The organism is Serinicoccus sp. CNJ-927 (genome assembly GCF_001942435.1).
Taxonomy (GTDB): domain Bacteria; phylum Actinomycetota; class Actinomycetes; order Actinomycetales; family Dermatophilaceae; genus Ornithinicoccus; species Ornithinicoccus marinus.
The window spans coordinates 59,412-86,313 of sequence record NZ_MKKF01000051.1 but is presented as its reverse complement, the minus strand read 5'-3'; the positions used below and the strand labels follow the sequence as shown (position 1 = coordinate 86,313).

The following is a 26,902-nucleotide window of genomic DNA, read 5'->3' as shown; positions in this document are numbered from 1 at the left end:
CAGCCTCACCCCATGTGCGGGTAGCGGTAGTCGGTCGGCGGCACGAAGGTCTCCTTGATGACCCGGGTGTTGACCCACCGCTGCAGGTTGGCGGCCGAGCCCGCCTTGTCGTTGGTGCCCGAGGCCCTGGCGCCGCCGAACGGCTGCTGGCCCACGACGGCGCCGGTGGGCTTGTCGTTGATGTAGAAGTTGCCGGCGGCGAACCGCAGCCGCCGCACCGCCTCGTTCACCGCCGCACGGTCCTGGGAGATCACCGCGCCGGTGAGGGCGTAGGGCGTCACCGACTCCATCTGGTCGAGCATGGCGTCCCAGCCGTCGTCCGGGTAGACGTGCACGGCGAGGATCGGCCCGAAGTACTCCGTCGTCATCATCTCGTGGCTGGGGTCGTCCACGACAGCGACGGTCGGGCGGACGAACCAGCCCACCGAGTCGTCGTAGGTGCCTCCGGCGACGACCTCGACCCCGTCGTCGGCGTGCGCCCGGTCGATGACGTCCTTGTGCTTGGCGAAGGCCTTGGCGTCGATCACCGCACCCATGAAGTTCGACAGGTCGCGGACGTCACCCATGGGTATGCCCTCGGTGGTCTGCACCAGGTCGTCCTTCAGCCGGGACCACACGGAGGCGGGGACGTAGGCGCGCGACGCGGCCGAGCACTTCTGGCCCTGGAACTCGAAGGCACCGCGGACCATCGCGGTGCGCAGCACGTCCAGCTCGGCGCTGGGGTGGGCGACGATGAAGTCCTTGCCACCGGTCTCGCCCACGATGCGCGGGTAGGAGCGGTAGGTCGACAGGTTGCTGCCGATCTGGTGCCAGAACGAGTTGAAGACGGCCGTGGAGCCGGTGAAGTGCACCCCGGCGAGGTCGGGGTGGGCGAGGGTGACCTCGGAGATCGCCGGCCCGGTACCGGTCACCATGTTGACGACGCCGTCGGGCAGGCCGGCCTCCTGCAGCAGCTCCATGATCATGCTGGCGGCCCGCTGCTGGGTCGTGGCCGGCTTCCACACCACGGTGTTGCCCATGAGTGCCGGCGCGGTGGGCAGGTTGCCGGCGATGGCGGTGAAGTTGAAGGGGGTGACCGCGTAGACGAAGCCTTCCAGCGGCCGCTGGTCGATGCGGTTCCACGACCCGCGCGGGTTGCGCAGCGGCTGCTCGGTGAGCAGCTGCCGGGCGAAGTGCACGTTGAACCGCCAGAAGTCGGCCAGCTCGCAGGCGGCCTCGATCTCGGCCTGCAGCGGGGTCTTGCTCTGCCCGAGCATGGTGGCGGCGTTCATCCGCGCCCGCCAGGGACCGGTCAGCAGGTCCGCCGCCTTGAGGAAGATGGAGGCCCGCTCCTCGAAGGACATCGCGCGCCAGCCCTCGCCGGCGGCCAGCGCGGCGTCGACGGCGGCGGTGGCGTCCTTCTTGGTCCCGTCCCGCATCGTCCCCAGCACCTCGGCGTGGGCGTGCGGCTGCACGACGTCGATGGCCTTGCCGCCGCCGGTGACCTCCCGGCCCCCGATGACGTGGGGCAGGTCCACGGGGGTCGCCGCGATCTCGGCGAGCGCCACCTCGAGGGCAGCGCGCTCGGTGCTGCCCGGCGCGTAGTCCAGGACCGGCTCGTTCAGCGGGGTGGGGACGTCGACGATGCCATCCATCGGCACAGCTCTCCTGTCGGTCGTGGCCGGGCTCAGCCGGCGGTGTCGGTGCGCGCGAGGCGCTCGGTCAGCTCCAGCACGTGGTCGAGCTCGGTGGTGTCGAACCAGGACAGCTCGAGGTCCTCCCCCGGCGCGGGCAGCGGCTCGCGCCTCCCGGAGACGACGTCGTCCCCGAGGTGGAGTGCGGCCACCCGGGCGAGCTCGAGGACCCCGTCGACGTGGATCCACCCGCCGCCGTCCGCCCGGACGTCCCGGTCCTGCACGTCCGCCGCCGCGACGACCACGGGCGCGCCGCTGCCGGCGAGCGAGGCCGCCGCCGCCTGGGACGCGGCATACTCCAGCTCGTCCTCGTCAGCGGTGGGCTCGGCGGCGCGAGCCTGCTCGGTCACCGCCGTCGCGCGGAGCGGACCGGTCAGGCGACGCTCGTCCCGCAGGCGGACCAGGCTCTCAGCGCTCAGCGGCAGGTAGCAGCGCACGGTGGTCATCTGTGCCCTCCTCGTCACCGGTGGTGGCCTGGTCGCGCACCGGACCGGGTGCGGACGCCGCCATGGTGTCAGATCCGCGGTGCGCGAGCATGTCCGGGGCCGTGGGCGCCGGACCTTCAGCGTCCGACGCCCAGCAGCCCGGCCCAGCGAGAGCGACGGGGCGGGGCGCTCCCGGCTCCGTCCAGGTCCCGGGCCAGCTGCTGGATCGAGGTGCGGGCCGGACTGCCCGGCCGCGTCTCGGCGAGGGTATGCCCGTGCAGCAGCGCGGCGTCCAGCGTCTCCCGGTCCTCGGGGACGAGGCGCACCTCGTCGGTCCGCGCGAAGCGGCGCAGCGTCTCGGTGATCCGCCGCCCTGGCTCTGGCCCGACCGGTCCGGACCGCACCCGGGTCACGACGACCTGGTGCCGCGCCGTCGTCAGCGTCGGCAGCTGGTCCAGGGCCCGCACGAGCCGCTGCAAGCCCACCGGGTCGCCGGTGCCCACCACGACGACCCGGTCGGCCTCCTGCAGCGCGCACAGGGCTGCCCCGTTGCGCCGGGGCGCTCCGGTGTCGAAGGAGAGCTCCTCGTCCTGCTCGACCGTCGGTGCCACGTCCACCACCACCCAGCGTGCGACGGACCGGGCCTGCTGCAGCACCTCCGACAGGGCCGCCTCCCGCAGCTCGGTCCAGCGGTCCGCCCGGGGCAGCCCGGTGAGCAGCCGCAGCCCGGGACGGACCTGCGGGGCCAGTCGGAGCAGGGCCGTCTCGTCCAGCGACCCCTGGTCCGCGGCACGGGCGGCGGCGGCGCCCCCCGGCGACTCGTCCAGCACGGCGAGCGCCTGCGCCACCGTGGCGCCGTAGGTGTCGGCGTCGACGAGCACGACCGGGCGGACCGGGTCGGCCAGCTCGGCGGCGAGGTTGACCGCGACCGTGGTCCGGCCGGTGCTGCCGTGCGGGCCCCAGACGACGACCACCTCCCCCTCGCGCTCGTCGTCGTGGGTGGCCTCAGGGTCGTCCGGCGGCGTCGCCGCCGTCTCGTCGAGGTCGTGCTCGTCGGCCTCCGTGACCGGTGTCGACCCTGCCTGGGAGCGGCCGCGCCACCGGCCGAGCCGCCCACCCGTGGGCCGACCACCGGCCCGGGCGTCGGCAGCGTGCTGCTGGGCGGCGCGGCTGACCTCCAGGGAGCTCTCCTCGACCCCCTGCCCCGGCGCGAGGCCGTCCACCCCGTCAGCGGCCGCACCGTCGTCGAGCCCGGCGAGCGAGGCGTCCAGGTCGGAGGTCGAGCCGTCCATGGCCAGCGTCGCGTGCGCTCCCCAGCGGAGCAGCACCCGGGCCGCCTCGTCGTCGCCCTGCGGGTGGAGCCCCACGACCTGCGCACCGGCGTCGACGAGCGCGTGCACCATCTCCCGGTCCAGCCCGCGCACGTCCCAGGAGACCAGCGCCACCTGCGCGAGCCCGGCACGGCACACGCCGAGCAGCTCGGCGAGATCCGCGCACCGACGCACCAGATGCGCCTGGCCCGATCCGTCGAGGAGGGTCGCGACCTGGCTCTCCCACCGGGGCGCCACCGCGGTGACGAGCGGGCGGCTCACCCGTCCGACCCCACCTGCGTCCGCGGGGCCGGCACGAGGGTCAGCCGGGAGTCCTGGTCGACCGCCCCGATGACGTCGCCGACGCGGTCGGCCGGCACCACCAGCGACACCGACGAGCCGCCGATCTGGGCGCCGAGACCACCGGACTCCTCCGACACCCGGTCGACGACCGCGCCCGCGAGCAGCAACTCGGGGTCGAGATAGGCCTCCCCGACGGCCTCCGTGTCACGGCGGCTCACCCAGACGTCCACCGGCGTGCCCGAGGTCAGCCCGGAGACCGCCTGGGCGTCCACCGGCACGTTCACCGTCTTGTCCAGCGCCTCGCGCTCGGTGCCCACCGCCGCGCCCGGCACGAGCTCGCCCTCCATCACCCCGCGCAGCAGGTAGGTGCCCTCGGAGACCGGGGTGCCGGCGTCCAGGTAGTGCGAGGCCCCCTCGCCCAGCCGGACCTGGACGGGCACGAGGTCACCCTCCTCCAGCGGCTGCCCGGGCACGAGGTCCCGGGCCGCGGCATAGACCGGGCGGGTGTCGTCGAGCCCGGCGACCAGGCGCGCTCCGCCGGCCACCGAGAGCACGACCAGCAGCAGCCCCACGAGCAGCCTCAGGTCGCGCCACCCGGGCGCACGCAGCCGGCGCACCGTGCGCGGTTGCTCGCCCTGCCCTGTCGGTCCCATCTCCCGACCCCCTTCGTCGTGCGGCTCGCCCGCACGATAACCCGCGGCGGGCCGGTGAGGGCAGCCATCGTCCACAACCGTCCTCACGCACCGGGTGCGACGACCGTAGGATCGGACCGGACGACCGACGAGAGGAGGCCGGCGTGCCCGGGCCACGATTCCTGACCCTGCCCGACGTGGCGGACACGTTGAACGTCTCGCTGTCGCAGGTCAAAGCACTGGTCCGGTCCGGACAGCTGGCCGGCATCAAGCTCGGCGGGCGCGGCGTCTGGCGGGTGGAGAGCACCGAGCTCGAGGCCTACATCCAGCGGATGTATGCCGAGACGCGAGAGTCGTTGCACCAGGGCGAGGAACCTCGCTGACACCCTTCATCGCCGGTCGGCGGGGGTCCGGTCACAGGCGTCGGAGCATGGACACGGCGGCGTAGGGCACGGACACCGTGCCGCGCACGGCAGCGGCCCGGCGCGCCTCGTCGTCCGCGTGCCGGGCCAGGTCCAGGTGGTCGGCCAGCACCCGGTCGATCGTCCCGCTCAGGTGGTCACCCTCGCGGTCGTGGATCCGCACCGGCGCCCGGTCGCGGCTCACGGCGCGCAGCGCCTGGCGCAGCGACCGGCGTCGTGGTCGCTCGTCCACGCGTCCGGTCAGTCCCTCCACCGAGCGGAGCGCACCGGTCAGCACCAGGCTCTCCTGCTGCTCCCGCCGCTGCGCGTCGTGCAGCAGCAGCCAGTCGGGCCCGACGTCCACGAGGGTCCCCACGACCGGGCCGACCCCGCTGACCCGTACCCGCAGCGTCCGTCCGACGTCGGCCGCCAGCCGGTCGCCGAGATGGACCCGGGCACGTTCGGCCCGGGTGTGATCCGCCGCCTCGGTCTCGACCTCACGGCGCAGCCACTCGTGCTGCTGCGCCTCGAGGTCCTCGAAGAGCTGGTCCCACCGCATGAGGTCATCGTGCCACCGCCGCCGGACCGCCACGTGCGCCGTCCACACCCCTTGACTCCCCCGCTCCCAGCCACCTACGGTGCCACCAGTGGACGCAAACGTCCGCAAACGAACGCATCAGACCGTCGACGACGGTCAGAGGGAGGGGAGATGGATCCGTCGGGAAGCGACCTGCGGACGCGCGGGGCGGGGCCGGCCGGGTGCGGACTCGTGGGCACGGTCGGGGCCACGGTCGCGGGGACCGGACTGCTCGGACGAGCGGTGACCACGTGGCCGGGAGGCGGCCCCGGCCCGCTCGGCCCTGCGCTGCTCAGCGCGATGCTCCTGCTCGCCGCCGGGCTGCTGCTGGCGACCGGAGCGGTCCTGGCCGCCGCGACCTGGCACCTGCGGCCCGGCACCACCGGCGCCACGCGACGCACCACGCCATCGGCCCCGGTCCGCCTGGCGAGCGCGCTGCTCATCTCGATCTCGGCGTCGGCCGCCGCGGCCACCGGGGCAGCAGCGCTCGCCGCACCGCCGCAGACACCGGTGGTGCTCCAGCCCGGGGTGACCGAGGACACCCCCTCGGACGCCGAGCAGCCCTCGGGGACGCCGTCGTCCGCACCTGTCCCGACGCCCGGGTGGACGCCGACCTCCGGCCCCACGCAGCCGGCCCACGCGGACGTGGCTCTGGTCAGCGGCCGGGTCGCGGACGACCTCCCCGACCGTCACGTGGTGCGCCGCGGTGACACCCTGTGGGACCTCGCGCAGCGACACCTCGGTGCGGACGCGACGGCGGCGCAGGTCGCGCAGGAGTGGCCGCGGTGGTATGCCGCCAACCGCGGCGTGATCGGTCCGGACCCGGACCTGCTGCTGCCGGGGCAGGAGCTCGTGGTGCCCGGCACGACGGGACCGGGGCGATGAGCCGCGCGACCTCGGTGCCCGGCGTCCTGCACCTCACCCCCGTCGTGCCGCCCGAGCCGGGTGCCGATGGTGGCGACTGGCGATCGGGTCGACGCACGGCAGCGCCCGCCGAGGACTACGTGCAGGGGGCACTGGCCGTCGACTTCCGGCACGACGCCTACGACAGCTTCTTCGGGCCGCAGGCCACGCCCACCACCGACCTGCCCGAGGCCTCGGCCTGGGCGGAGCGGATGCTGCGTGCCGTGCTCGAGGTCTGCGCCGGCAGCCGTCCGGTGGAGCAGCTGTCGCGGTGGCTGTCACCCGACGTCCGGGACCGGATCGGCCGGCGAGGGCAGCTGGCCCGACGTCGGGCCGGGCGGCACCGGCCGCCCCGCGTCCGCACCCTGCTGACCTGCCACCCCGCCGACGGGGTCTGCGAGCTGTCGGCCGTCATCCTCCTGGACGGCCGGGTGCGCGCTCTCGCGGTGCGGATGAGCGGCGTGGACGGGCGGTGGGTGATCACCGCCTTCGAGCTCGGGTGAGCGCGAGACCACGGGCGATGACGTGACGCCCGGCTCCCCGTCCGGCGTCAGCGGCGCTGGCCCTGGGCGGCACGCCGCCGCTGGGCCCGATTGCCCGCCGCTGCCCCGGAGGCCGGCGCCTGGTCCCGGTGGCTGCCGTCGGCGCGCACGCTGCTCGGGCGCGCCTCGCCGTCCTCCGTGGGGGCCACGAAGGTCAGCGACTGCGGCTTCTGCGCCTGCTGGTCCCCGGAGGCCGCGACCTCGGCGAAGAAGAGGTAGCGGACGGACTCCTCCTTGATCGCCTCCATGACGGCCTGGAAGAGCTGGTAGCCCTCGCGCTGGTACTCCACGAGGGGCTCGCGCTGAGCCATCGCCCGCAGTCCGATCCCCTCCTTGAGGTAGTCCATCTCGTAGAGGTGCTCGCGCCACTTGCGGTCCAGCACCTGGAGCACCACGCGCCGCTCCAGGTCACGCATCATCTCCTCGCCGAGCTCGGCCTCCCGGGCGTCGTAGGCGTGCTGCGCATCGCTGGTGAGCTCCTCGACGAGCAGGTCGGCGGTCACCGCGGCCCGGCCACCGGCCCGGGCGACGACGTCGTCGATCGTCAGCCCCACCGGGTAGACCTGGCCCAGCTCGGACCAGAGACCCTCCAGGTCGAGACCGTCCGCGAGACCGCTGCCGCCGGCGCTGGTGACGTAGTCGGCGACGACGTCGTTGACGAAGTGGCGCACCTGCTCATGCAGGTCCTCCCCCTCCAGCACCCGCCGCCGCTCGGCGTAGATGACCTCGCGCTGCCGGTTGAGGACGTCGTCGTACTTCAGGACGTTCTTGCGGGTCTCGAAGTGCTGGGCCTCGACCTGGCTCTGAGCGCTGGCGATGGACCTCGAGACGATCCTGGACTCGATCGGGACGTCGTCCTGCATCCCCGAGGTGGACATGACCCGGTCGACCATCCCGGCGTTGAACATGCGCATCAGGTCGTCCTGCAGCGAGAGGTAGAAGCGGGACTCGCCGGGATCGCCCTGCCGCCCGGCGCGGCCGCGCAGCTGGTTGTCGATCCGGCGGGACTCGTGCCGCTCCGTGCCCAGCACGTAGAGCCCGCCCAGACCGACGACCTCCTCGTGCTCGGCCTGGACCGAGGACTCGGCCTGCTCCAGGGTGCTGTCCCACGCCGCCTCGTAGTCCTCCGGCGTGTCGTGCGGGTCCAGGCCCCGCGCCTGCAGCGCCGCGACGGCACGGAACTCGGAGTTGCCCCCGAGCATGATGTCGGTGCCGCGGCCGGCCATGTTGGTGGACACCGTGACCGCACCCTTGCGTCCGGCCTCGGCCACGATCGAGGCCTCCCGCTCGTGGTGCTTGGCGTTGAGCACCTCGTGCTTGACGCCGCGCCGGCGGAGCTGGTCGGAGAGGTACTCCGACTTCGCCACCGAGGTCGTGCCCACCAGGACGGGCTGCCCGGCGCGGTGCCGCTCGACGATGTCGTCGACGACCGCGGCGAACTTCGCCTCCTCGGTGCGGTAGACCAGGTCCGAGCGGTCCGCGCGGATCATCGGCATGTTGGTGGGGATCGACAGGACGCCCACCTTGTAGATCTGGTGCAGCTCGGCGGCCTCGGTCTGCGCCGTCCCGGTCATCCCGGCGAGCTTGTCGTACATGCGGAAGTAGTTCTGCAGGGTGACCGTGGCCAGGGTCTGGTTCTCGTTCTTGATCTCCACCCCCTCCTTGGCCTCGATCGCCTGGTGCATGCCCTCGTTGTAGCGACGCCCGGGCAGGATGCGACCGGTGTGCTCGTCGACGATCATCACCGAGCCGTCCATGACGACGTAGTCCTTGTCGCGGGTGAAGAGCTCGCGCGCCTTGATGGCGTTGTTGAGGTAGCCGATCAGCGGGGTGTTGGCGGACTCGTAGAGGTTGTCGATCCCGAGGTAGTCCTCGACCTTCTCGATCCCGCGCTCGAGCACGCCGACCGTCTTCTTCTTCTCGTCCACCTCGTAGTCGCCGGTGGACTCGATCCCGCGCAGCGGGTCCGCGGCCTCTCCGCGCTCCAGCCGTCGGACCACCTTGGAGAACTCGGTGTACCACTTGGTCGCCTGGTCGGCCGGGCCCGAGATGATGAGCGGGGTCCGCGCCTCGTCGATGAGGATGGAGTCGACCTCGTCGACGATCGCGAAGTGGTGCTCCCGCTGGACGAGGTCCTTGAGGGCGGTCGCCATGTTGTCGCGCAGGTAGTCGAACCCGAACTCGTTGTTGGTGCCGTAGGTGATGTCCATGGCGTACTGCTCGCGCCGTTGCGCGGGCGTCATGGACGACAGGATGCAGCCGGTCTCGAGGCCGAGGGCCCGGTGCACCCGCCCCATCAGCTCGGACTGGTACTGCGCGAGGTAGTCGTTGGTCGTGATGACGTGCACGCCCTTGCCGGTGAGCGCGTTGAGATAGGACGGGAGCGTCGCGACGAGGGTCTTGCCCTCACCGGTGCGCATCTCCGCGACGTTGCCTGGTGCATCGCGGCACCGCCCATGAGCTGCACGTCGAAGTGCCGCTTGCCGATCGTCCGCTTGCTGGCCTCCCGGACGGCGGCGAAGGCCTCGGGCAGGAGCTGGTCGAGGGTCTGGCCGTCGGCCAGCCGCGCCTTGAACCGCTCGGTCTCCTCGCGCAGCTCGGCGTCGGTCAGCTTCTCGAAGTCCTCCTCGAGCGCGTTGACCTGCTTGGCGACGGTCTCCAGCCGGCGCAGCGCGGACTTCTCCCCGGCGCGCAGGATCTTCTCGAAGAGGTTCGGCACGCGTCTAGGCTAACGGGCATGGCTGAGGATGCCGCATCGACGGCAGGGCCGGTGCGCGACGGGGACGGGGTCCGGCTGGTGCCTCCCGGCCCGGAGCACGTCCGGATGCTCGTCGGGCTCGGGCAGGACGAGCTGGCGCGCCGGTGGGGCGACGCGGTCCCCGTCCGTGACGAGACGCAGGCCCGCGCCGCGGTGGCCGTCGCGTCGCAGGGCTGGGCGGAGCAGCGGCCGTGGACACCGCGCCGCTGGGTGGTCGAGACGCGCGCGGGCGACGACGGGTGGCAGGGCGCCGGCACCGTGGAGTACCGCCCCGACGGTCACGGCGGCGTCGAGGTCGGCTTCGCGGTCCACCCCGAGCACCGGGGCCACGGGGTCGCCACCACAGCACTGGGTCTCGCGCTCGGGTATGCCTTCGAGCAGGACGGGGCGGCGTTGGCGCGGTGGCGCGCCGAGGTCGGCAACTGGGCCTCGCGCCGGGTCGCCTGGCGGCTCGGCTTCTCGGTACCCCAGCGGGTGCGTGGCCTCATGCCCGGGTGGGGTGAGGACACCGGTCCCCGCGACGGCTGGATCGCGACGCTGGCGCGCGAGGAGCCGCGGCGACCGGCATACCCCTGGCTGCGGACCCCGGTCCTGCGGGGTGAGCAGGTCGTGCTGCGCCCGTGGCGCGAGGACGCCGACGACGCCGCGGCACTGCTGTCGGTGGACGACCTGGCGCGCAGCTTCGTCGGGCCGGTGCTGCCTCCGGCGACCCAGGAGGGGGTCGCGTCGTGGCTGGCCGCACAGCGCGAGGGTGCTGCCGGCGGCACCGGGCTGCGGTGGTGCATCGCCGACGCCGAGGACGACGCCGCGCTGGGCCTGATGTCGGTCTTCGGCCTGCGCAGCCCGTTCGAGATGGGGTGCGGGACCGTGGGCTACTGGCTGCTCCCCTCGGGGCGCGGCCGCGGCGCGGTGACCGAGGCGCTGACCCTGGCGAGCCGGTATGCCTTCGGCGAGCTCGGCCTGCACCGGCTCGCCGCCGACGCCGACGTCCGCAACGCCGCGTCGCACCGGGCACTGCTGCGCGCGGGCTTCCGCTGGGTCGCCACCGAGGCGCAGGCCTGCGTCTACACCCAGGACGGCGAGCGGGAGGACAACGTGCGCTTCGAGCTCCTCGCCGACGCCGAGGTCCAGCAGGCTCCCCGCCCCGGACCCCCGGCGTCCGTGCTCGGGTCCGCGGGCGTGGACGGGACCGGGGACCGTGGCATCCCCACGCTGCGGACGGACGGGCTGGTGCTGCGGCCCTGGCGGTCGGACCCGGGCGAGGCTGACCGGATGGTCGAGGCGGCGACCGACCCGGTCACCCGGCAGTACCTGCCCGAGCTGCCCGACCCCTACACCTGCGCCGAGGCGCTGGGCTTCATCGACCGTGCGCTGCTCGCGGCCCGCCGAGGCGAGCAGCTGACCTGGTGCGTGGCGGAGGAGGGCTCGGACGTCCCCCTCGGCAACGTCTCGTTGAGCGGGCTCGACCGCGGGATGCGCACCGCTGAGGTCGGCTACTGGGCCCACCCGCAGGCCCGCGGCCGGGGGGTCGTCACGCGCGCCGTCGCTGCGGTGCTGCGGCACGCCTTCGCGGCGGAGGAGTCGTCCGGTCTGGGGCTGCGCCGGGTCTTCCTCCGGGCGGCCGCGAGCAACGTCGCGAGCCAGCGCGTCGCCCGGGCCGTGGGGATGCGCGAGGTGGGCCGGGACCGCCTGGCCGAGACGCTGCGGGACGGCACGGTGGAGGACATGGTGCGCTTCGACCGGCTGGCCGAGGACGACGAGCCGTCGGCACCGACCGACCGCTGAGGACCGCCCTCAGGCTGGCAGGTCGACCCGACCCAGTGCCAGCCACCCGGCCATCGCCTCGAGCTCGGCGAGCAGCCGCGGCGCGGCCCGGGCGACGTCGGCGCCGGGCTCCCAGTGGACCGCCCGGGCGACCAGCGCGCCGGCCTCCCGGTCGGCCTTGAGGTCCACCCGCCCGACGAGCTCCTCGTCGAGGAGGAAGGGCAGCACGTAGTAGCCGTGCACCCGCTGCGGCGCGGGCACGTAGATCTCCAGCCGGTAGCGGAACCCCCAGAGCTGCTCCACCCGTTCCCGCTGCCAGACCAGGGAGTCGAACGGGCTGAGCAGCGCCGCCCCCTCCACCCGGCGCGGCCGGCGGGCCTGCGGGTCCAGCCACACCGGACGGTCCCAGCCGCGGACCGTCACCCGCTCCGCCTCCCCCCTGACCTCCAGCCGCTCCAGCGCGGTCGCGACGAGCGGTCCCCGGACCCGGAAGTAGTCACCCAGGCAGCGCTGGCTGCCCAGCCCGTGTGCGCGCAGCGACATCCGCAGCAGCTCGGTGACCGACTCCAGCTCCTCCGGTGCCTGCGGCCCGCCGGGTGCGCGGAGCAGGACCTTCGGCGGCAGCACGCGCCGCGGCTCGGCATACCAGCGCTCGAACTGGCTGCTGCGCCCCGCGCTGGTCACTTCGCCGGTCTCGAAGAGGCACTCCAGGGAGGTCTTGACCGCCGACCAGTTCCACCCCCAGTGGTCGGTGCGTCGCGTCGCTCCGTGCGGCAGGTGGACCTCGACCTCCCTCGCGGTGAGCGGACCGTGCTCCCGGACCACGGCCTGGACCGCGTCGAGCAGCCCGGGGTGCTGGCGCTCCAGGTCCGCGCGCCAGGCCAGGGTCCGCGGGCGGCGCATCCGGAAGCCGAGGTGGGGCCACGTGTCCAGCCCGACCAGCGAGGCTTCGTGCGCCCAGTACTCCACCATCCGCCGGCCGGCACGGGCCCGGCCGCGCACCCCGGACCCGTCACGCAGCCGGTCGAGCAGGGTCTGGTCGTAGGGGCCGAGGCGAGAGAAGAACGGCAGGTAGTGGCTGCGCGTGAGCGCGTTGACGCTGTCGATCTGGACGACGCCCAGTCGGTCCAGCACGCCGCTCAGCTGCCGGGTCCCGGGCTCGCTCGGGCGTGGTCGGCCGAAGCCCTGTGCCGCGAGCGCGATGCGCCGCGCCTGGGCGGGGGAGAGTGTCAGCACGGTGCTCACCCTGCCACGGTGCACCGACGGGCCCGGCCCGGGTCGTTGTCGTCGTCGTCCTCGGGACCCGGGCCGGTGCGGGGGTCACCCGCAGCGGCGCGTCGACCCGGCCGCCATCAGGAGGCGACCGCCTCGGCGGCTGGCTCCTCCGAGGCGTCCCCGGGGTCGGCGTCCGCGTGGTCCAGCCGCAGCACGCCGTAGGACCAGCCCCTGCGGCGGTAGACCACGCTCGGCCGGTCGGCGTCGGCGTCGTGGAAGAGGAAGAACTCGTGGCCGACCAGCTCCATCTGGGACAGCGCCTCGCCGACGGTCATGGGCGGTGAGGAGTGCACCTTCTCCCGGATCTCGATCGGGCTGTTGCCCTGGGTCTGCAGCGCCTCGTCCACCGCCTCCTCCGGGTCCCGGGGGGCGTCGGGTGCGCTCGACCCGTTCGCGCGGTCGGCCAGCGGCTCGGTGGGGAGCCCGAAGGTCGCCTCGGCCACCGACGGGAGCCGGTGCTTGCCGGTGTGCGAGACCCGCCGCTTGTCGTGGATCCGGCGCAGCCGCTCGGTCAGCTTGCCCATCGCGAGGTCGAGGGCGGCATACTCCTCGTCGGCCGCGGCCTCGGCGCGGACCACGGTCCGGTGCACGTAGCAGGTGATCTCGCAGCGCTCGGCCTCCTTGGCCTGGCGCGGGTTGGCCTCGTGCGTGAGCACCACCTCGGTACGCCGGACGCGGGGGGCCAGCTGCGGGATCTTGTCGAGCTTGTCCTCGATGTGGCGGCGGAATCGCTCCGGGACATCTCTCTTGCGACCGGTCACGGTGAGTTCCATCAAAGTCCTCCATGCAAGACGGTGTGATGCGGGGTATGGCGTCGGCTGCGGCGCCTGCTCTCGTCCGGCCTCACCCCCTCACGTCTGCTCGCGAGGTGCTCCATGGACCAACACTAGTCCGCCGTCCGCGCTCACGGTAGAGGGTGCTCGGCACGGTCCCGCTCGGCGCCGTGACGGCTCGTCGCGGCGACCGTCGCCGCCACCACCGGACCCGCACCGCCCGCGGCCAGCGCGCGGGCGCAGTCGGTCAGCGTGGCACCGGTCGTCACGATGTCGTCCACCACGACGCAGGGCAGGCCCGCCAGCCGCGCCGCGGCACGGGGCGCCAGGTCGACGGCCCCGGCGAGGTTGCTCTCCCGCTCGGTCGCCGACAGCCCGGCCTGGTCCCGCACCCGCCGGCGCAGGACCAGCCCCGGCACGACGGCAGCCGGACCGGCGGCGGCCCGGGCGAGGTCCCCCACCGGTGAGCGACCGCGCGCGCGGGTGCTGCGGCGGGAGGAGGGCGCGGGGAGCACGGCCACGGGGTGGCCGACGGCGAGGGCGGCGCGATGCTCCGGCGACGCCGCGATCGCCGCCCGGAGCGACCGGCGCAGGACCTGCGCCAGCGCACCGGTCGCGGCGACGCGGTCCTGCTCCTTCCACGCGACGAGGCCCGCCCGCACGACGCCGGAGTAGTCCGGGCCGGTCCACGTCGGGGGGAAGCCCGCAGGACAGGGCGTGGGGCGCCAGGGCCGCGGCGGCACGCTCAACAGGCTCTCACAGGCCCCGCACCAGACGGACCCCTCCGCCGCGCAGCCCGCGCAGTCCTGCGGGGCGAGGAGGTCGAGCAGGGCACGCAGGTCGACACCCGGGCGCCACGGCATACCCGAGCCTGGCACGCACAGAGGGCCGGTGACACCCGTCCACAGGTCAGCCGCCCGGCACCACGACCTGGTCGGCGTTGCGCACCGGCTGCCAGCCGCTCTGGCCCTCCGGGACGTAGACCCCGCCGTCCCGGGTGCGTGCGATCACGTCGACACCGGTCGCGCCGGGCACCGGCACCGCGTCCACCAGGCCGGGGAGCTCGCCCAGCGGTTCCAGCCAGCCGCCCAGCGGCAACCGGAAGGGGTGGGGTCCGGCGTCCGTCGCTCGCTGCCCGACGAGCAGGACCTCACCGGCGCCGCTCCAGCGGGCCGAGGTGACGTCCTCCAGCTGGGCGGCGACCGGGGCAGGGTCGGTCAACCCGACGGGGCGGCCCTGACCGTCGCGGACGATGCCGCTGAGGACGAGCGGGTGGGGTCCCTGCTCCTCCTGCCCGTCCTGGTCGACCTGCTCCAGGACGACCAGCGCGCGGCTGCCGTCGGGCGAGATCGACAGGCCGTGCACCCGGTCGTCGTCGGCGAGCCAGGGCGTCTCCACCGGACGGGCCACCCCGTCGAGGTCCGCGCGGTCCACGACCCAGATGCGCGGGGTCTGGCTGCTGCGCTGCAGGCCGCCCAGCCAGAAGGCCTCGTCGCCGTCGACCGCCGGGGTCGTCAGCTCGTCCCCGATCCCGGCGTTGGTGTGCACCTCCTCCCCGCGCCACCGGCGGAAGGAACTGCCGTCGGTCGACACGGCGGTCAGGTCCTCCAGGTCCGCCGAGGCGGCGATCCCGGTCCAGTCCAGCCCGACCGTGGGGAGCCGGTCCTCACCCGTGGAGGGCAGGTCCCGCAGCGCGTACTGCGCCGGGTCGACCCCGGTGAGCTCCTCGCCCACGCGCAGCAGGACCTGGTCGGTCGACTGCTCGAGCTCGGCGTAGGGCAGCTGCGTCGCGCCGGTGATCGCGCCCTCGACCCCCTCCAGCGCCAACGGCTGACCGGCCACCTGGACATCGACCCCGGCCACGGACGTCAGCCCCAGCAGGCTGTGCGCGAGCTGGCTGCTCAGGTCCGCGGCCAGGGTGTCGTCCTGCGCCAGCGTGGCGCCCCGCAGGTTGACCGTCGCGACGAGCGTCGAGGGGTCCACCGGCACCGCCGGGGTGGCCAGCCGCAGTCCCTCCTGCGCCCCGGTGCGGACCGCGCCCTCGAGGTGCGCGGGCAGCGGGGCGAGCTGCGCGCGGGTGACGGCCGTCGGCAGGCCGTCGCTGTCGGGCAGCCACCGCAGCTCGGGGACGAAGAGGTCCCGCTGCGGGTTGAGGTAGGAGATCGTGGTCGGCCGGAAGGCCCGCGCGAACTCGGTGTCGGACAGCCACAGCCCGGCGTCGTCGGGGAAGGCGCTGATCCGGGGCTCCCCGTCCACCCGCGTCAGCCCGAAGGTCACCGTGGTGGTCCGCGGGGCGAGCTCGGTGAGCCGCCCCCGCTCGTCCACCCGGCCCACGGCCAGCATCTCGACGCTCACCTCGCCCTCCTCCGTCCGGGTGAGGGTGAGGCCGCCCCCGCCGTCGTAGACGATCACGTCCGAGGTGGGCACCCAGTCGCTGGCGAGCTCGTCGGTGAGGTAGGTGCGCGACACGTCGTCGTCGCTGGCGAAGCCCTCCCCCGCGCGCAGGAAGCCCTGGACGATCTCCATCTCGGAGTCCCCGGCCTGGGCGGCCGGGAGGAAGCGCTCCACCTGCCGCTCGGACTGCTGCGACACGGCGAGACCGGGGCGGGGGTCGGGGGTCATCGGCAGCTGCCCGGAGCAGCCGGCCAGGGTGAGCACCGAGGCCGCCGCGAGCAGCGCGGCCGGTCGGGTCATGAGTCGTCCTCCCTCGTGTCCAGGGCCAGCACCACGGCCGGGACCTCCGCGTCGGTCGCCGCCGAGCCCGTCGACGGCACCGGCGAGGGCTCCTCCGCGATGACGTGGGTATGCGTCCGCGGCAGCAGCAGGCGGAAGCAGGCGCCCTGCCCGGGCTCGCTGCCGACCTGCAGCCAGCCACCGTGCACGCGGGCGTCCTCCAGGGCGATGGCCAGCCCGAGGCCCGTCCCACCCGTGGTGCGCGTGCGCGCCGGGTCGGCGCGCCAGAAGCGGTCGAAGACCTGGCGTCGTTGCTCCTCGTCCATGCCGATCCCGTGGTCCCGCACGGAGATCGACGCGACCTGCGGGGTCACCGCCACGGTGACGTCCACCGGCCGCCCCTCGCCGTGCTCGACCGCGTTGGTGAGGAGGTTACGCAGGACGCGGGAGACGCGACGTCCGTCCATGCATACCTCGACCCGCTCCTGCGGCAGGTGCAGCCGCAGCGAGGTCCCGAGGTTGTCCGCGAGGGTCCGCACCCCGTCGACCGCGGCCCGGACGGTGGGCACGATGTCCTCCTCGTGGCGCTCGACAGTGACCGCCCCGGAGTCGAACCTGCTGATCTCCAGCAGCTCGGCGAGGAGGTCCTCGAAGCGGTCCATCTCCTGGTCCAGGAGCTCGGCCGAGCGGGCGACGGGGGCGGTGAAGTCCTCCCGCGAGGCGTGCAGGACGTCCCCGGCCATCCGCATCGTCGTCAGCGGCGTGCGCAGCTCGTGGGAGACGTCGGAGACGAAGCGCTGCTGCAGCTGGGAGAGTGAGCGCAGCTCGCGGATCTGGTGCTGGATGGAGTCAGCCATGGTGTTGAAGGACGTCGCGAGCTGGGCGATCTCGTCGTTGCCGACCACCGGCAGCCGCTCGTCGAGGTGACCCAGCGCCACCTCCTGCGACGCCTTGGCGACCTCCTCCACCGGTCGGGTGACCATCCTGGTCGCGAGCAGGGCGAGCCCCACGACCAGGGCGACCAGACCGAGCCCGCCGAGCAGGAAGAGCTGGCGCACGAGGTCCAGCGTCTCCTGCTCGCGCAGCAACGGGTAGACGAGCACCAGGTCGTAGGGGCCGGCGCGCAGCAGCGACACCCGTGACCCGACGACGACGGCCGCCGCCCGCTCCTCCCCCTCCTCGAGGGAGACGGGCACCACGACGACCTGCTGGTTGGCCGGGTCGGCGTCGATCGCCTCCTGCATCGAGGACGGGATGTCCTCGGCCGCCACACCGGTCGCCATCCGCTCGACGACGCCCCGCTCGTTGCCGAGGGCCGGGAGGAGCTGCACCCGGCGGCCGTCCTCGGCCGACGGACCGCTCATCGACTGGATCTGCTCCTCGGCCAGTCCGCGCAGCCCGCTGTCGTCCCGCCGGTCGGTGGAGTCGAAGGCCCGCTGCGCCGTGGCCACCTGCTGGGACGCGTCCCGCTGGGCGCTGGCGATCGCCTGGTCCACCAGGCCCCGTGCGACCTGCTGGTAGAGCACGCTCCCGAGCAGCACCGCGAGCAGTGAGCCGAGGAGCACCGTGGAGGTCACCACCCGGGCCCGCAGCGAGCCACGCCACCACTGCAGCAGCCGCCGCACCGCGGGCTGCTGCGGCGCCTCAGGGGTGTCCGGCCTTGTACCCGACGCCACGCACCGTCACCACGATCTGGGGGTTCTCCGGGTCCTTCTCGATCTTGCTGCGCAGCCGCTGGACGTGGACGTTGACCAGCCGTGTGTCCCCGGCGTGCCGGTACCCCCACACCTGCTCCAGGAGCGACTCCCGGTCGAAGACCTGGCTCGGCTTGCTGGCCAGCGCGACGAGCAGGTCGAACTCCAGCGGGGTCAGCGGGATCTGCTCGCCGCCGCGGGTCACCTCGTGCCCCGCGACGTCGATGAGCACGTCGCCGACCTGCAGGCGGGTGTCGTCGCCGCTCTCGGACCGGCGCAGCCGGGCCCGGAGCCGGGCCAGCAGCTCCTGCGGCTTGAACGGCTTGACGACGTAGTCGTCGGCCCCCGCCTCCAGGCCGAGCACGACGTCCTTGGTGTCGGTGCGGGCGGTGAGCATGACCACCGGCACGCCGGACTCGGCGCGCAGCTCATGGCATACCTCGATGCCGTCCTTTGACGGGAGCATGACGTCGAGGAGCACCAGGTCGGGCCGGAACTCGCGGAACATCGGCATGGCCCGGCCACCGTCACCGCAGGTGGCCACCTCGTAGCCCTCCTTGCGCAGCACGATGCCCAGCATCTCGGCCAGCGCCTGGTCATCGTCGACCACGAGTACTCGAGCGCTCACGGGTTCCTCCTGCTTCCCTGCCCCTGCGCGGGGATCAGTAGCGGTAGTGCTCAGGCTTGTAGGGGCCGGCCACGTCGACCCCCAGGTAGGCAGCCTGCTCCTTGGTCAGCTCGGTGAGGTCGGCGGCGACCGAGGTCAAGTGCAGCCGCGCGACCTCCTCGTCCAACTCCTTGCGCAGCGTGTGCACGCCGAGCGGGTAGTCCTCGATCCGGGTGTGCAGCTCGACCTGGGCCATCACCTGGTTGGCGAAGCTGGTCGACATGACGAAGCTGGGGTGGCCGGTCGCGTTGCCGAGGTTGAGCAGCCGCCCCTCGGACAGGACGATGATCGAGCGGCCCTCCACGGTGGACCACTCGTGGACCTGCGGCTTGATCTCGACCCGGCGGACGTCGGGCACCCGGGCCAGGCCCGCCATGTCGATCTCGTTGTCGAAGTGCCCGATGTTGCCCAGGACCGCCTTGTCCTTCATCGACATCATGTGGTCCACGGTGACGACGTCCTTGCAGCCGGTCGCGGTGATGACGAAGTCGGCGCTGCCGACGACGTCCTCCAGCCGGGCCACCTGGTAGCCGTCCATCGCGGCCTGCAGCGCGCAGATGGGGTCGATCTCGGTGACGATGACGCGGGCGCCCTGCCCCCGCAGCGCCTCCGCGCAGCCCTTGCCGACGTCGCCGTAGCCGCAGACGACGGCGACCTTGCCGCCGATGAGCACGTCGGTGGCCCGGTTGAGGCCGTCGATCAGGCTGTGCCGGCAGCCGTAGGTGTTGTCGAACTTGCTCTTGGTGACCGAGTCGTTGACGTTGATCGCCGGGAAGAGCAGCTCACCGGCCTCGTGCAGCTGGTAGAGCCGGTGCACCCCGGTGGTGGTCTCCTCGGAGACTCCGCCGACGCCCTCGGCGACCCGGGTCCACCGGGTGGGGTCCTGGGCCATCGTGGCGCGGACGGTCTCCAGGATGACCTTCCACTCCTCGGGATCCTCCTCCTCGGCACCCGGCACCGCTCCCTGCCGCTCCCACTCACGTCCCTTGAGCACCAGCAGCGTCGCGTCGCCGCCGTCGTCGAGGATGAGGGTGGGGCCGGTCTCTCCGGGCCACTCCATGATCCGGGTCGTGCACCACCAGTACTCCTCCAGCGTCTCGCCCTTCCAGGCGAAGACCGGGACGCCCCGGGGCTGCTCGGGCGTGCCTTCGGGACCGACGACGACCGCGGCGGCGGCCTCGTCCTGGGTGGAGAAGATGTTGCAGGAGGCCCAGCGGACGTCCGCGCCGAGCGCGACGAGGGTCTCGATGAGCACGGCGGTCTGGACGGTCATGTGCAGCGAGCCGGCGATCCGGGCGCCCGCCAGCGGCTGGTCGCGGGAGAACCGCTCGCGCAGCGCCATCAGGCCGGGCATCTCGTGCTCGGCCAGGCGTATCTGGTGGCGGCCCTGCTCGGCGAGCGACAGGTCGCGGACCTGGTGCTCCAGCTCCGTGCCGGTGGTCGTCATCGTGTCGGGCATGCCCGCCATGCTACGTGGCGTCCCCGACGTCGCCGGGGACGGTGAGGCCGAGCAGCGCGTTCTCCAGGACCTCGGAGAGCGCGGGGTGGATCCAGTACTGCCCCCGCGCCAGCTCGTGCGCGGTGACGTCGGGGCCCAGGCTGAGGGCCTGGATGGCGGGCTGGACGAGGGTGCTCGCGTGGGCCCCGAGGCAGTGGACGCCGAGCAGCCGGCCGGTGGCGGCGTCGCCGACCGCCTTGAGGATGCCGGTCGTGTCCTCCATCGCCCAGCCGTAGGCGGTGTCGCCGTAGCGCTGCACCTTGGTCGTGACGTCGTAGCCCTGCTCCCGCGCCTCCTCCTCGCTCAGGCCGACCGTCGCCACCTGCGGGTGGCTGAAGATGGCGGCGGGCACGAAGCGGTGGTCGAAAGGCCGTAGCTCGTCCGGGTGCGCCAGGTTGTGCGCGACGACCCGCGCCTCGTGGTTGGCGACGTGCTTGAGTTGGTGCTCGGACGAGGCGTCCCCGAGGGACCACACACCGGTCACGTCGGTGCGACCGAAGCGGTCCACGACCACCCTCCCGTCGTCGTGGGTCCGCACGGCCGTGCGCTCCAGCCCGAGGTCGTCGGTGTTGGGCGCGCGTCCGGTGGCCACGAGGAGCGTGTCACCGGTCGCGACCGAGCCGTCGGAGAGGCGCAGCTCGATGCCGGCCTCGTCCTGCCGGGCGTCGACGGCCTCCACCCCGGTGCGGACGTCCCACTGGGCGCGGGCCAGGTCGGTGTAGGCCGCCGCGATCTCGCGGTCCAGCACCCGCAGCAGCCCGTCGCTGCGGTTGACGATGGTCACCGCGACACCCAGGGCGGAGAAGATGTGCGCGAACTCCGCGGCGATGACACCGCCGCCGAGGACGACCAGGCGCTCGGGCAGCTCCTCGAGGCGCATGACCGTGTCGGAGGTCTCGAAGGGCACGCCGGAGGCCCGGATGACCTCCGGCACCACCGGGCTCGCACCGGTGGCGATGACGATCTGCTCACCGCTGATCCGGTGCACCGACCCGAGCGCGTGCTCGCCGCCGTCATGGGTGATCTCCACCTCGAGCTCGTGGTCCCCCACGAAGCGGGCGTGGCCGAGGTAGGCCTCGGTGTGCTCGCCGGTGACCCGGTAGTCCCGGCCGCCGTCGCTGATGGGGTCGATCCGCCCGAAGACGCGGTCGCGGATGTCGGCCCACCGGACCTGGTCCAGCGTCGCGTCGATCCCGAAGCGGGCGGCGTCGCGGATGGTCGTGGCGACCTCGGCGGCATACACGAACATCTTGGTGGGGATGCAGCCCACGTTGAGGCAGGTGCCGCCGAAGACGCCCCCCTCGACGATCGCGATGCGTCGCCCCTGCAGCTCCGGCGTCACGAGCGAGTTGCCCGAGCCCGTGCCGATGACGACCAGGTCGTAGTGGGAGGTGTCGCTCACCCGACCAGCGTAGATCGCCGAGGGAGGACATCCACCCAGGGTCCTGCTCTCGTACATGTGTTCGAGTAGGATGAAGCTGTCAGCTCGTCGCAGGGGCAGCGCCACCACCGGCTCAAGACCCTTGGACTCGCCACCGCCAGCATCAACCGGCTCCGCGACCTGATGTGGACGAGACCGCACCACCACGACCCGCACCCACGACTACCGGCACTACCAGGCACCCCCCACCCCGTCGCGACGGCCGGGACCACCGGGCGGGGGACACCTCTGCCCGTCAGGCGCCCGATCCTGACGACCAGCGCGACCCTTCTGACGGGCACCGGACGGACGTGCCAGGGCTCAGCGCTGCAGCTCCTCCAGGATCGCCGCGAGCCCGTCCCACACCTCGACGAAGGTGGTGGACAGCGGGGACAGCCCGAGCCGCAGGCCGTCCGGGGAGCGGAAGTCGGGAATCACCCCGCGATCCCACAGCCGGGGGTAGATCTCCTCGAAGGCCGGGTGGCGCAGCGTCAGGTGGCCCCCGCGACGGGCGTGCTCGCGCGGGCTGGCGACCACCACCCCCAGCTCCTCCGGCCAGCTCTCCACCACGGACCAGGCGAGGTCGGTGAGCGCCAGACTCTTGGCCCGGACCGCCTCGATGCCGGCCTCGGCCAGCATCTGCGCGCCCAGCCGCACCGGCACCATCCCCACGATCGGCGGGGTGCCGCTCACGAGTGCCCGGATGCCGGCAGCGGGCTGGTAGCCCTGCTCCATGAGGAAGGGATCACGGCGGCCCATCCACCCCTGGATCGGCTGCTGCAGCGTCGCCAGATCGTGATGGCGCCGGGCCAGGTAGGCGTGCGCCGGTGCCCCCGGCCCGCCGTTGAGGTACTTGTAGTCGCACCCCACCGCCGCGTCCCACCCCCACGCGTCAGCGCGCACCGGCACGGACCCGGCGCTGTGGCAGGTGTCCCACAGCACCAGCGCCCCGGCCTCGTGCGCCACCCGGGTGATGGCCTCGGCATCGGCGACGAAGCCGGACCGGTAGGCCACGTGCGAGACGAGGACTACACCGGTGCGCTCCCCCACGACCTCCCGGACCTGGCCCTCGTGCACCCCCGACGCCGGGTCGGCGTCGATCCACCGCAGCGTGAGACCACGCTCCGCCGCGATCCCCTCGGCGACGTAACGGTCGGTCGGGAAGTTGTCGGTGTCGAGCACCAGCTCGGTGCGCCCCGGGTCGACGGCGAGCTGGTGGTCGACGAGGGCGCGGAGCACCTTGTAGAGCAGCACCGTGGTCGAGTCGGCGACCACGGTCTGGCCGGGGCCCGCCCCCAGCGCGGCGGACCCGACCAGATCCCCGACCTGCTCGGGCCACCCCATCCAGCCCTCGTCCCAGGACCGGATGAGGCGCGTGCCCCACTCGTCCCGGACGAAGGAGGCCATCGCCTCCGCGGCCCCCGCCACCGGTCGCCCCAGCGAGTTGCCGTCGAAGTAGGCCACCACACCGTCGGCGCGCTCGAAGCGCTCGGCATAGGCGGCCAGCGGGTCCTGGTCGTCCAGCCGTGCGGCCCTCTCCCGCGACGATGCCTGCTCAGCCACGTCCGTCACCCCCGTGGTAGCCCTCCGGCGTGACGTCCTGGATGGCCGAGCGCACGTCGTAGAGCTCGGGGAAGAACGTCAGCTCCAGCGCCCGGCGGAGGAAGGGGACACCGCTGGATCCCCCGGAGCCCCGCTTGCTCCCGATGATGCGCTCCACCGTCTTGAGGTGACGGAAGCGCCATACCTGGAAGTTGTCCTCGAGATCCACCAGCTCCTCGGCCGTCTCGTACTCCGCCCAGTGCTCCTGCGGGTCGGCGTAGATCCGGCTGAGGGCCGCCACGACCCCCTCGTGCGCCCGGTACGGCTCGGACACGTCCCGGGTCAGCACCTCCTCCGGGACGGGGTGCCCGCGGCGCGCCAGCCAGGCGAGCACCTCGTCGTAGAGGCTGGGCTCGTGCAGCAGCCGCTCCAGCTCGGCGTGCTGCTCCTCGTCGTGGGCGAAGACCGGCAGCATCGCCGCGTTCTTGTTGCCGAGCATGAACTCGACGGCGCGGTACTGCCAGCTCTGGAACCCGGATCCGGTGGCGAGGAAGGCCCGGAACTGCGCGTACTCGCTGGGCGTGAGCGTGGCCAGGACCGACCACTGCTCGGTCATGGAGGCCTGGATGTGCTTCACCCGGGCGATGCGCTTGAGCGCCTGCCGGTGGTCGTCGGCCGCCAGCAAGGACCGAGCACTGGTCAGCTCGTGGATGACCAGGCGCAGCCAGAGCTCGGTCGTCTGGTGCTGGATGATGAAGAGCAGCTCGTCGTGCTGCGGCGGGGTCGCCCGAGGGTGCTGGGCCGAGAGCAGGGTTGGCAGGTCGAGGTAGGCGCCGTAGGACAGGTTCTGCCCGAAGTCGCGCTCGATCCCCTCCTCGAGGTCGCGTCGGGAGCGGGTATGCCGGGTGATCGGGTCGAGATCGGGCCCGGCGTCGTCGGTGCTTCCCGGCATCTGGCTCACCGCGTCCGGTCCCTGAGGTCGGCGACGTGCGGGGACACCGAGGGATCGAGCCCCAGCCCGATCGCCAGGTAGGTCGCCGCGAAGTCCAGGGCGGCGACGTGGTCGGCCAGCCGCACCACCGGTGCGCCGTCCTCGGCCTGCACCTCCATCACCCGCGCCCCGGCCTCGCGCGCCGTGGTGAGCACGGCGTCGGTGAGCGCCTCGGCCTGCACCGACTCCGGTGTCGCCGGCGACACCGGCGCGTCTCGCAGCATGAGCAACCCGAGGCGCGGCGGCGCCGGGCCGTCCAGGTAGGGATCGGCGAAGATGTCGTCACCGCCGCGGCCGGCCTCCGGGCCACGCGGGCGCTCCATGAGCTCGCCCTCCGGCTCGGCGAAGTGGTGCGGCTCCCAGCCCGAGGTGTCGATGTCGCCGAGACGGATCCGGGCGTCGTCGTAGGTCCCCGCCCGTCGCCCGCCGATCGCGGTGTAGGGCCCGTCGAAGCACGCGACGATCCCGCTCGCGGCGTCCGGGAGCTCACCGAAGGTTGCCGGGATGCGGGCGGTGCGGGCCAGCATCGAGGCGGCGCGCGCCGCGGCGACCCCGCCGAGCGGCCCGTCCCCGAGCACGACCGGCACCGTCTCGGCGAGCTGGACGGCGAGGATCTTGGCGGGGTTGACGAAGGCGTCGGAGGACGGCCGGAACTGCTCGGCACGGTGGTCCAACCGCTCGGCGACAGCCCGCACCACGTCGGCCGGGGCGTCCAGCAGGCCCAACCGGTCGGCACCGATGAGCACCGGGGCGAGCAGCGTCCACAGCGCCGTCCGCGAGCTCGTGCGTCCGCCGGAGCCGACCCCGACGTGCACCCCGCGGGCGCTGCGGCAGACCTGCGCCAGCGGCGAGTCGTCGGCGCCCACGGTCAGCAGCATCGCGCCCCGGCGGGCCGCCTCGGCCGCCACGGCCAGCGGTCCCGGTGCCCGACCGGAGAGCGAGACCGCCACCACGAGATCGAGCGGCCCGACCCAGCCCGGCAGCGGGAGGTTGCGCCGCGCCTGCACCGGCACCGGCGACCCCGGCTCCGCGAGCAGCTCGAGCACATCGGCCACGATGGAGGACCCGCCGATCGCCGCCACCAGCACCGAGCGCGGCCGCTCGGTGCTGGCCAGCCGGTCGATGCCGGCCTCGTCGGCCAGCGTCATCGCCTCGCGCACCTGCGCCCCGGCGCTGGCGAGGGCGCGCAGGGTGTCCCGCGAGTCCTTGCGCTGCAGCTCCTCCGGGTCGTCGAGGAGCGCTTCGTCGATGTAGGGCATACCCGCTCTCCTCAGGATCCGTCGGCGACCGTGACGACCACCGCGTCGTCGGCGAGCAGCACCGGTATGCCCTCCCGCCACGGGTAGCGTCGGCGGCGCCCGGGACCCTCGCAGTCCTCGGCGCACTGCAGCGCGGGCTCCCCCTGCTCGTCGGTCACGTCGACCAGCTCGTGGCGCCCCACGGGGCAGCGCAGGATGCTGCGCACCCACGGGTCGAACTCCGGTCGTGCCATCGCGTCAGTCCTCCTGCTCCACCACGGCCAGGACGGCGTCCCGGACCTGCTCCATCCTCGCACCGTCGCGCGCCTCGACGGTGAGCCGCATCACCGGCTCGGTGTTGCTGGACCGCAGCGAGACCCACCAGAAGGCCACGCTGCCCTCGTCCTGCCGGCCGAGCAGGCCATCGGTGTCGTCGACCCTCGCCCCCCGGTCGAGCGCCCACCGTCGCACCCGCTCGGTCGCGGGGGCGGCGTAGTCCGCGAGCAGGTCCACCTCCTGCCGCCGCCCCGCCGAGGCCGGGGCCGTGAGCTGGTGCAGGTCGCCGCGGTCCAGCAGCCACTGCGCGAGGTCCCGGATCTCGGCCAGCCGGGAGTCCTGTCCGACGGGCGCGGCGGCCGCCCGGCACAGCTTGATCCCGTTGTCACCGGCAGGGTTGTGGCTCGCGGTGACCATCGCCCCCGGCAGGTCGCGGGTGCCGCTGGCGTAAGAGAGACCGTCGGTGGAGCAGAGCCCGATGTCCATCACGTCCACGCCCTGCTCGAGGACCCCGCCGGCGAAGGCGTCGGCGAGCTCCGGGGAGGTTGCGCGCATGTCGCGGCCGAGCACGATCCCGGCGTGCCCCTCGGGACGGACCACCACCTGTGCGAAGGCGGAGCCCAGCGCTCGTGCCGTCCCTGCGTCGAGCTGCTCGGGGACCAGCCCACGCACGTCGTAGGCCTTGACGACCGCGGCGACCTCGACCACGAGCAGGTTCCGTGGCCGTCAGCGGTCGCGCAGCACCCGCAGGTGTCCGCGCCGGGCGATCTCGGTCACGGTCGCGCCCTCGTGCGGGCTCTGCGGGGAGTCAACCCGGACGATGGTGCCGCGGTGCTCGCGCACCGCGTCGGCCAGCGCCGCGAGGTCGTCCACCGGCGGGCGGGGCTCTCCCTCGGGCAGCTCCAGCCGCACGACGTCCCAGCCGCGTGGCGCGGTGAGCCGGGTCGCGTGCTCCTCGCACAGGTCGTAGCTGTGGGGCTCGGCATACGTCGCCAGCGGCCCGAGCACCGCGGTCTGCTCCGCGTAGACGTAGGTGAGCGTCGACGTGGCGGGGCGGACGCACGCCGTCTTGGAGCACTGGCGAGTCAGGGTCACGCCCGACACTCTAGGCGCCCCCGCCCACGATCCCGTGGTGCCACCCCGACCGGGCGCCGCCCCTGGTGATCTATCGTCGCGCCATGGCCACGCACCGGGACCGCCGCGGACGGGGGGTCCGCGGACCTCTCGCCTGGCCTCGGGTGCCGGCCATGAGCAGCCGGCGCGACCGGTTCGACGAGCTGGTGCTCGATGCCGCCGAGACGGTCGAGCAGCGCTGGGGCAGCCCGCTGGGCCTGGAGCTGGCGGTGGAGGAGGTGCCGCCCTCCGACCCCGCGCCCTGGGAGCACGACGTCGCGCTCGGCCGGTTGTTCCCGGCGCAGGGGGGTATGCCGGCGCGGCTGGTGGTCTACCGCCGCCCGGTGCTGCACCGGGCCGCGGACGAAGTCGAGCTGGGCGCCCTCGTCACCGAGGTGGTCGTCGAGCAGGTCGCCCGGATGCTGGGGCGCGACCCCGAGGACCTGGTGTGAGG

24 protein-coding genes and 1 pseudogene are annotated in these 26,902 nt (G+C 73.6%); 5 read left to right on the top strand and 20 right to left on the bottom strand.

Annotated elements, in window-relative coordinates:
* Nucleotides 1-5 precede the first annotated feature (5 nt).
* From pruA to BJF86_RS15800, 4 genes are all read right to left on the bottom strand, one after another.
* A complete protein-coding gene (gene pruA, locus BJF86_RS15815; RefSeq protein ID WP_075820350.1) occupies nucleotides 6-1,634 on the bottom strand; it encodes an L-glutamate gamma-semialdehyde dehydrogenase in 1,629 nt (542 codons plus the stop codon).
* Nucleotides 1,635-1,666: 32 nt separating this feature from the next.
* Nucleotides 1,667-2,119, bottom strand: coding sequence for a DUF6912 family protein (locus BJF86_RS15810; RefSeq protein ID WP_075820348.1), 453 nt, complete (start codon nucleotides 2,117-2,119; stop codon nucleotides 1,667-1,669).
* A gap of 116 nt (nucleotides 2,120-2,235) precedes the next feature.
* Nucleotides 2,236-3,690 carry an AAA family ATPase gene (locus BJF86_RS15805; RefSeq protein WP_075820346.1) on the bottom strand — a complete coding sequence of 485 codons (1,455 nt, stop codon included), beginning with the start codon at nucleotides 3,688-3,690 and terminating at the stop codon, nucleotides 2,236-2,238.
* A complete protein-coding gene (locus BJF86_RS15800; protein WP_075820344.1) occupies nucleotides 3,687-4,364 on the bottom strand; it encodes an SAF domain-containing protein in 678 nt (225 codons plus the stop codon). Before BJF86_RS15800 ends, BJF86_RS15805 begins: the two co-directional genes overlap by 4 nt.
* 143 nt (nucleotides 4,365-4,507) lie before the next feature.
* On the opposite strand from BJF86_RS15800, the gene BJF86_RS15795 reads away from it, so the two are divergent.
* Entirely contained in the window at nucleotides 4,508-4,726 is a 219-nt protein-coding gene (locus BJF86_RS15795) for a helix-turn-helix transcriptional regulator (protein ID WP_022924162.1), read from the top strand.
* A 31-nt stretch (nucleotides 4,727-4,757) separates the two neighbouring features.
* On the opposite strand, the gene BJF86_RS17710 is transcribed toward BJF86_RS15795, so the two are convergent.
* A complete protein-coding gene (locus BJF86_RS17710; RefSeq protein WP_075820452.1) occupies nucleotides 4,758-5,303 on the bottom strand; it encodes a hypothetical protein in 546 nt (181 codons plus the stop codon).
* A 150-nt stretch (nucleotides 5,304-5,453) separates the two neighbouring features.
* On the opposite strand from BJF86_RS17710, the gene BJF86_RS17705 reads away from it, so the two are divergent.
* Nucleotides 5,454-6,206 (top strand): LysM peptidoglycan-binding domain-containing protein, encoded by a 753-nt coding sequence (locus BJF86_RS17705; RefSeq protein ID WP_202817367.1) that lies wholly within the window; start codon nucleotides 5,454-5,456, stop codon nucleotides 6,204-6,206.
* Nucleotides 6,203-6,727: an Rv3235 family protein gene (locus tag BJF86_RS15780; RefSeq protein WP_022924165.1), complete on the top strand. Its 525-nt coding sequence runs from the start codon at nucleotides 6,203-6,205 to the stop codon at nucleotides 6,725-6,727. Before BJF86_RS17705 ends, BJF86_RS15780 begins: the two co-directional genes overlap by 4 nt.
* A 47-nt stretch (nucleotides 6,728-6,774) precedes the next feature.
* Here the strand turns inward: BJF86_RS15780 and secA are convergent.
* Nucleotides 6,775-9,485, bottom strand: a pseudogene (gene secA, locus BJF86_RS15775) (preprotein translocase subunit SecA).
* A gap of 18 nt (nucleotides 9,486-9,503) precedes the next feature.
* Between secA and BJF86_RS15770 the strand changes: the two are divergent.
* Nucleotides 9,504-11,309 (top strand): GNAT family N-acetyltransferase, encoded by a 1,806-nt coding sequence (locus BJF86_RS15770; protein ID WP_083653236.1) that lies wholly within the window; start codon nucleotides 9,504-9,506, stop codon nucleotides 11,307-11,309.
* A 9-nt stretch (nucleotides 11,310-11,318) separates the two neighbouring features.
* Here BJF86_RS15770 and BJF86_RS15765 read toward each other — a convergent pair whose 3' ends face one another.
* The 14 genes from BJF86_RS15765 to BJF86_RS15700 form a co-directional block, all read right to left on the bottom strand.
* A complete protein-coding gene (locus tag BJF86_RS15765; protein ID WP_321166212.1) occupies nucleotides 11,319-12,533 on the bottom strand; it encodes a winged helix-turn-helix domain-containing protein in 1,215 nt (404 codons plus the stop codon).
* Between the two features lie 107 nt (nucleotides 12,534-12,640).
* Nucleotides 12,641-13,336: a ribosome hibernation-promoting factor, HPF/YfiA family gene (hpf, locus tag BJF86_RS15760; protein WP_075814832.1), complete on the bottom strand. Its 696-nt coding sequence runs from the start codon at nucleotides 13,334-13,336 to the stop codon at nucleotides 12,641-12,643.
* Nucleotides 13,337-13,467: 131 nt separating this feature from the next.
* Nucleotides 13,468-14,199 carry a ComF family protein gene (locus BJF86_RS15755; RefSeq protein ID WP_075820335.1) on the bottom strand — a complete coding sequence of 244 codons (732 nt, stop codon included), beginning with the start codon at nucleotides 14,197-14,199 and terminating at the stop codon, nucleotides 13,468-13,470.
* A 46-nt stretch (nucleotides 14,200-14,245) separates the two neighbouring features.
* The gene (locus tag BJF86_RS15750; protein WP_075820333.1) at nucleotides 14,246-16,030 is read right to left on the bottom strand and encodes an LpqB family beta-propeller domain-containing protein; all 1,785 of its coding nucleotides are present in this window, start codon (nucleotides 16,028-16,030) and stop codon (nucleotides 14,246-14,248) included.
* Nucleotides 16,027-17,634 (bottom strand): MtrAB system histidine kinase MtrB, encoded by a 1,608-nt coding sequence (gene mtrB / locus BJF86_RS15745; protein ID WP_083653234.1) that lies wholly within the window; start codon nucleotides 17,632-17,634, stop codon nucleotides 16,027-16,029. The genes BJF86_RS15750 and mtrB overlap by 4 nt, the downstream gene beginning before the upstream one ends.
* Nucleotides 17,635-17,653: 19 nt before the next feature.
* Nucleotides 17,654-18,331: an MtrAB system response regulator MtrA gene (gene mtrA / locus BJF86_RS15740; RefSeq protein WP_022924173.1), complete on the bottom strand. Its 678-nt coding sequence runs from the start codon at nucleotides 18,329-18,331 to the stop codon at nucleotides 17,654-17,656.
* A gap of 34 nt (nucleotides 18,332-18,365) precedes the next feature.
* On the bottom strand, nucleotides 18,366-19,829 hold the full coding sequence (ahcY, locus tag BJF86_RS15735; protein WP_237739992.1) for an adenosylhomocysteinase: 1,464 nt from the start codon (nucleotides 19,827-19,829) through the stop codon (nucleotides 18,366-18,368).
* 10 nt (nucleotides 19,830-19,839) lie between these two features.
* Nucleotides 19,840-21,270: a mycothione reductase gene (locus BJF86_RS15730; RefSeq protein WP_075820329.1), complete on the bottom strand. Its 1,431-nt coding sequence runs from the start codon at nucleotides 21,268-21,270 to the stop codon at nucleotides 19,840-19,842.
* A 339-nt stretch (nucleotides 21,271-21,609) separates the two neighbouring features.
* Nucleotides 21,610-22,860, bottom strand: a complete 1,251-nt coding sequence (locus BJF86_RS15725) for a kynureninase (RefSeq protein WP_414819951.1) — start codon at nucleotides 22,858-22,860, stop codon at nucleotides 21,610-21,612.
* Nucleotides 22,844-23,782, bottom strand: a complete 939-nt coding sequence (locus BJF86_RS15720; protein ID WP_075820450.1) for a tryptophan 2,3-dioxygenase — start codon at nucleotides 23,780-23,782, stop codon at nucleotides 22,844-22,846. The genes BJF86_RS15725 and BJF86_RS15720 overlap by 17 nt, the downstream gene beginning before the upstream one ends.
* Nucleotides 23,783-23,787: 5 nt before the next feature.
* A complete protein-coding gene (locus BJF86_RS15715; RefSeq protein ID WP_075820327.1) occupies nucleotides 23,788-25,080 on the bottom strand; it encodes an SIS domain-containing protein in 1,293 nt (430 codons plus the stop codon).
* Between the two features lie 11 nt (nucleotides 25,081-25,091).
* Nucleotides 25,092-25,313: a Trm112 family protein gene (locus BJF86_RS15710; protein ID WP_022924180.1), complete on the bottom strand. Its 222-nt coding sequence runs from the start codon at nucleotides 25,311-25,313 to the stop codon at nucleotides 25,092-25,094.
* Between the two features lie 4 nt (nucleotides 25,314-25,317).
* Nucleotides 25,318-26,043, bottom strand: coding sequence for a hypothetical protein (locus BJF86_RS19925; protein ID WP_075820325.1), 726 nt, complete (start codon nucleotides 26,041-26,043; stop codon nucleotides 25,318-25,320).
* Nucleotides 26,044-26,061: 18 nt separating this feature from the next.
* On the bottom strand, nucleotides 26,062-26,430 hold the full coding sequence (locus BJF86_RS15700; RefSeq protein ID WP_028130864.1) for a DUF3499 domain-containing protein: 369 nt from the start codon (nucleotides 26,428-26,430) through the stop codon (nucleotides 26,062-26,064).
* Between the two features lie 152 nt (nucleotides 26,431-26,582).
* Here BJF86_RS15700 and BJF86_RS15695 point away from each other — a divergent pair, with 152 nt between their 5' ends.
* The gene (locus tag BJF86_RS15695) at nucleotides 26,583-26,900 is read left to right on the top strand and encodes a metallopeptidase family protein (RefSeq protein ID WP_028130865.1); all 318 of its coding nucleotides are present in this window, start codon (nucleotides 26,583-26,585) and stop codon (nucleotides 26,898-26,900) included.
* Nucleotides 26,901-26,902: the final 2 nt, after the last annotated feature.

What these genes read in the sequence shown, in the direction of transcription:
- BJF86_RS15810 (WP_075820348.1), bottom strand. Translation starts at nt 2,119, where the DNA reads ATGACCACCGTGCGCTGCTACCTGCCGCTGAGCGCTGAGAGCCTGGTC.
- hpf (WP_075814832.1), bottom strand. Translation starts at nt 13,336, where the DNA reads ATGGAACTCACCGTGACCGGTCGCAAGAGAGATGTCCCGGAGCGATTC.
- BJF86_RS15715 (WP_075820327.1), bottom strand. Translation starts at nt 25,080, where the DNA reads ATGCCCTACATCGACGAAGCGCTCCTCGACGACCCGGAGGAGCTGCAG.
- BJF86_RS15720 (WP_075820450.1), bottom strand. Translation starts at nt 23,782, where the DNA reads ATGCCGGGAAGCACCGACGACGCCGGGCCCGATCTCGACCCGATCACC.
- BJF86_RS15770 (WP_083653236.1), top strand. Translation starts at nt 9,504, where the DNA reads ATGGCTGAGGATGCCGCATCGACGGCAGGGCCGGTGCGCGACGGGGAC.
- ahcY (WP_237739992.1), bottom strand. Translation starts at nt 19,829, where the DNA reads ATGCCCGACACGATGACGACCACCGGCACGGAGCTGGAGCACCAGGTC.
- BJF86_RS15695 (WP_028130865.1), top strand. Translation starts at nt 26,583, where the DNA reads ATGAGCAGCCGGCGCGACCGGTTCGACGAGCTGGTGCTCGATGCCGCC.
- BJF86_RS17710 (WP_075820452.1), bottom strand. Translation starts at nt 5,303, where the DNA reads ATGCGGTGGGACCAGCTCTTCGAGGACCTCGAGGCGCAGCAGCACGAG.
- BJF86_RS15780 (WP_022924165.1), top strand. Translation starts at nt 6,203, where the DNA reads ATGAGCCGCGCGACCTCGGTGCCCGGCGTCCTGCACCTCACCCCCGTC.
- BJF86_RS15710 (WP_022924180.1), bottom strand. Translation starts at nt 25,313, where the DNA reads ATGGCACGACCGGAGTTCGACCCGTGGGTGCGCAGCATCCTGCGCTGC.
- BJF86_RS17705 (WP_202817367.1), top strand. Translation starts at nt 5,454, where the DNA reads ATGGATCCGTCGGGAAGCGACCTGCGGACGCGCGGGGCGGGGCCGGCC.
- pruA (WP_075820350.1), bottom strand. Translation starts at nt 1,634, where the DNA reads ATGGATGGCATCGTCGACGTCCCCACCCCGCTGAACGAGCCGGTCCTG.
- BJF86_RS15755 (WP_075820335.1), bottom strand. Translation starts at nt 14,199, where the DNA reads ATGCCGTGGCGCCCGGGTGTCGACCTGCGTGCCCTGCTCGACCTCCTC.
- BJF86_RS15750 (WP_075820333.1), bottom strand. Translation starts at nt 16,030, where the DNA reads ATGACCCGACCGGCCGCGCTGCTCGCGGCGGCCTCGGTGCTCACCCTG.
- BJF86_RS15800 (WP_075820344.1), bottom strand. Translation starts at nt 4,364, where the DNA reads ATGGGACCGACAGGGCAGGGCGAGCAACCGCGCACGGTGCGCCGGCTG.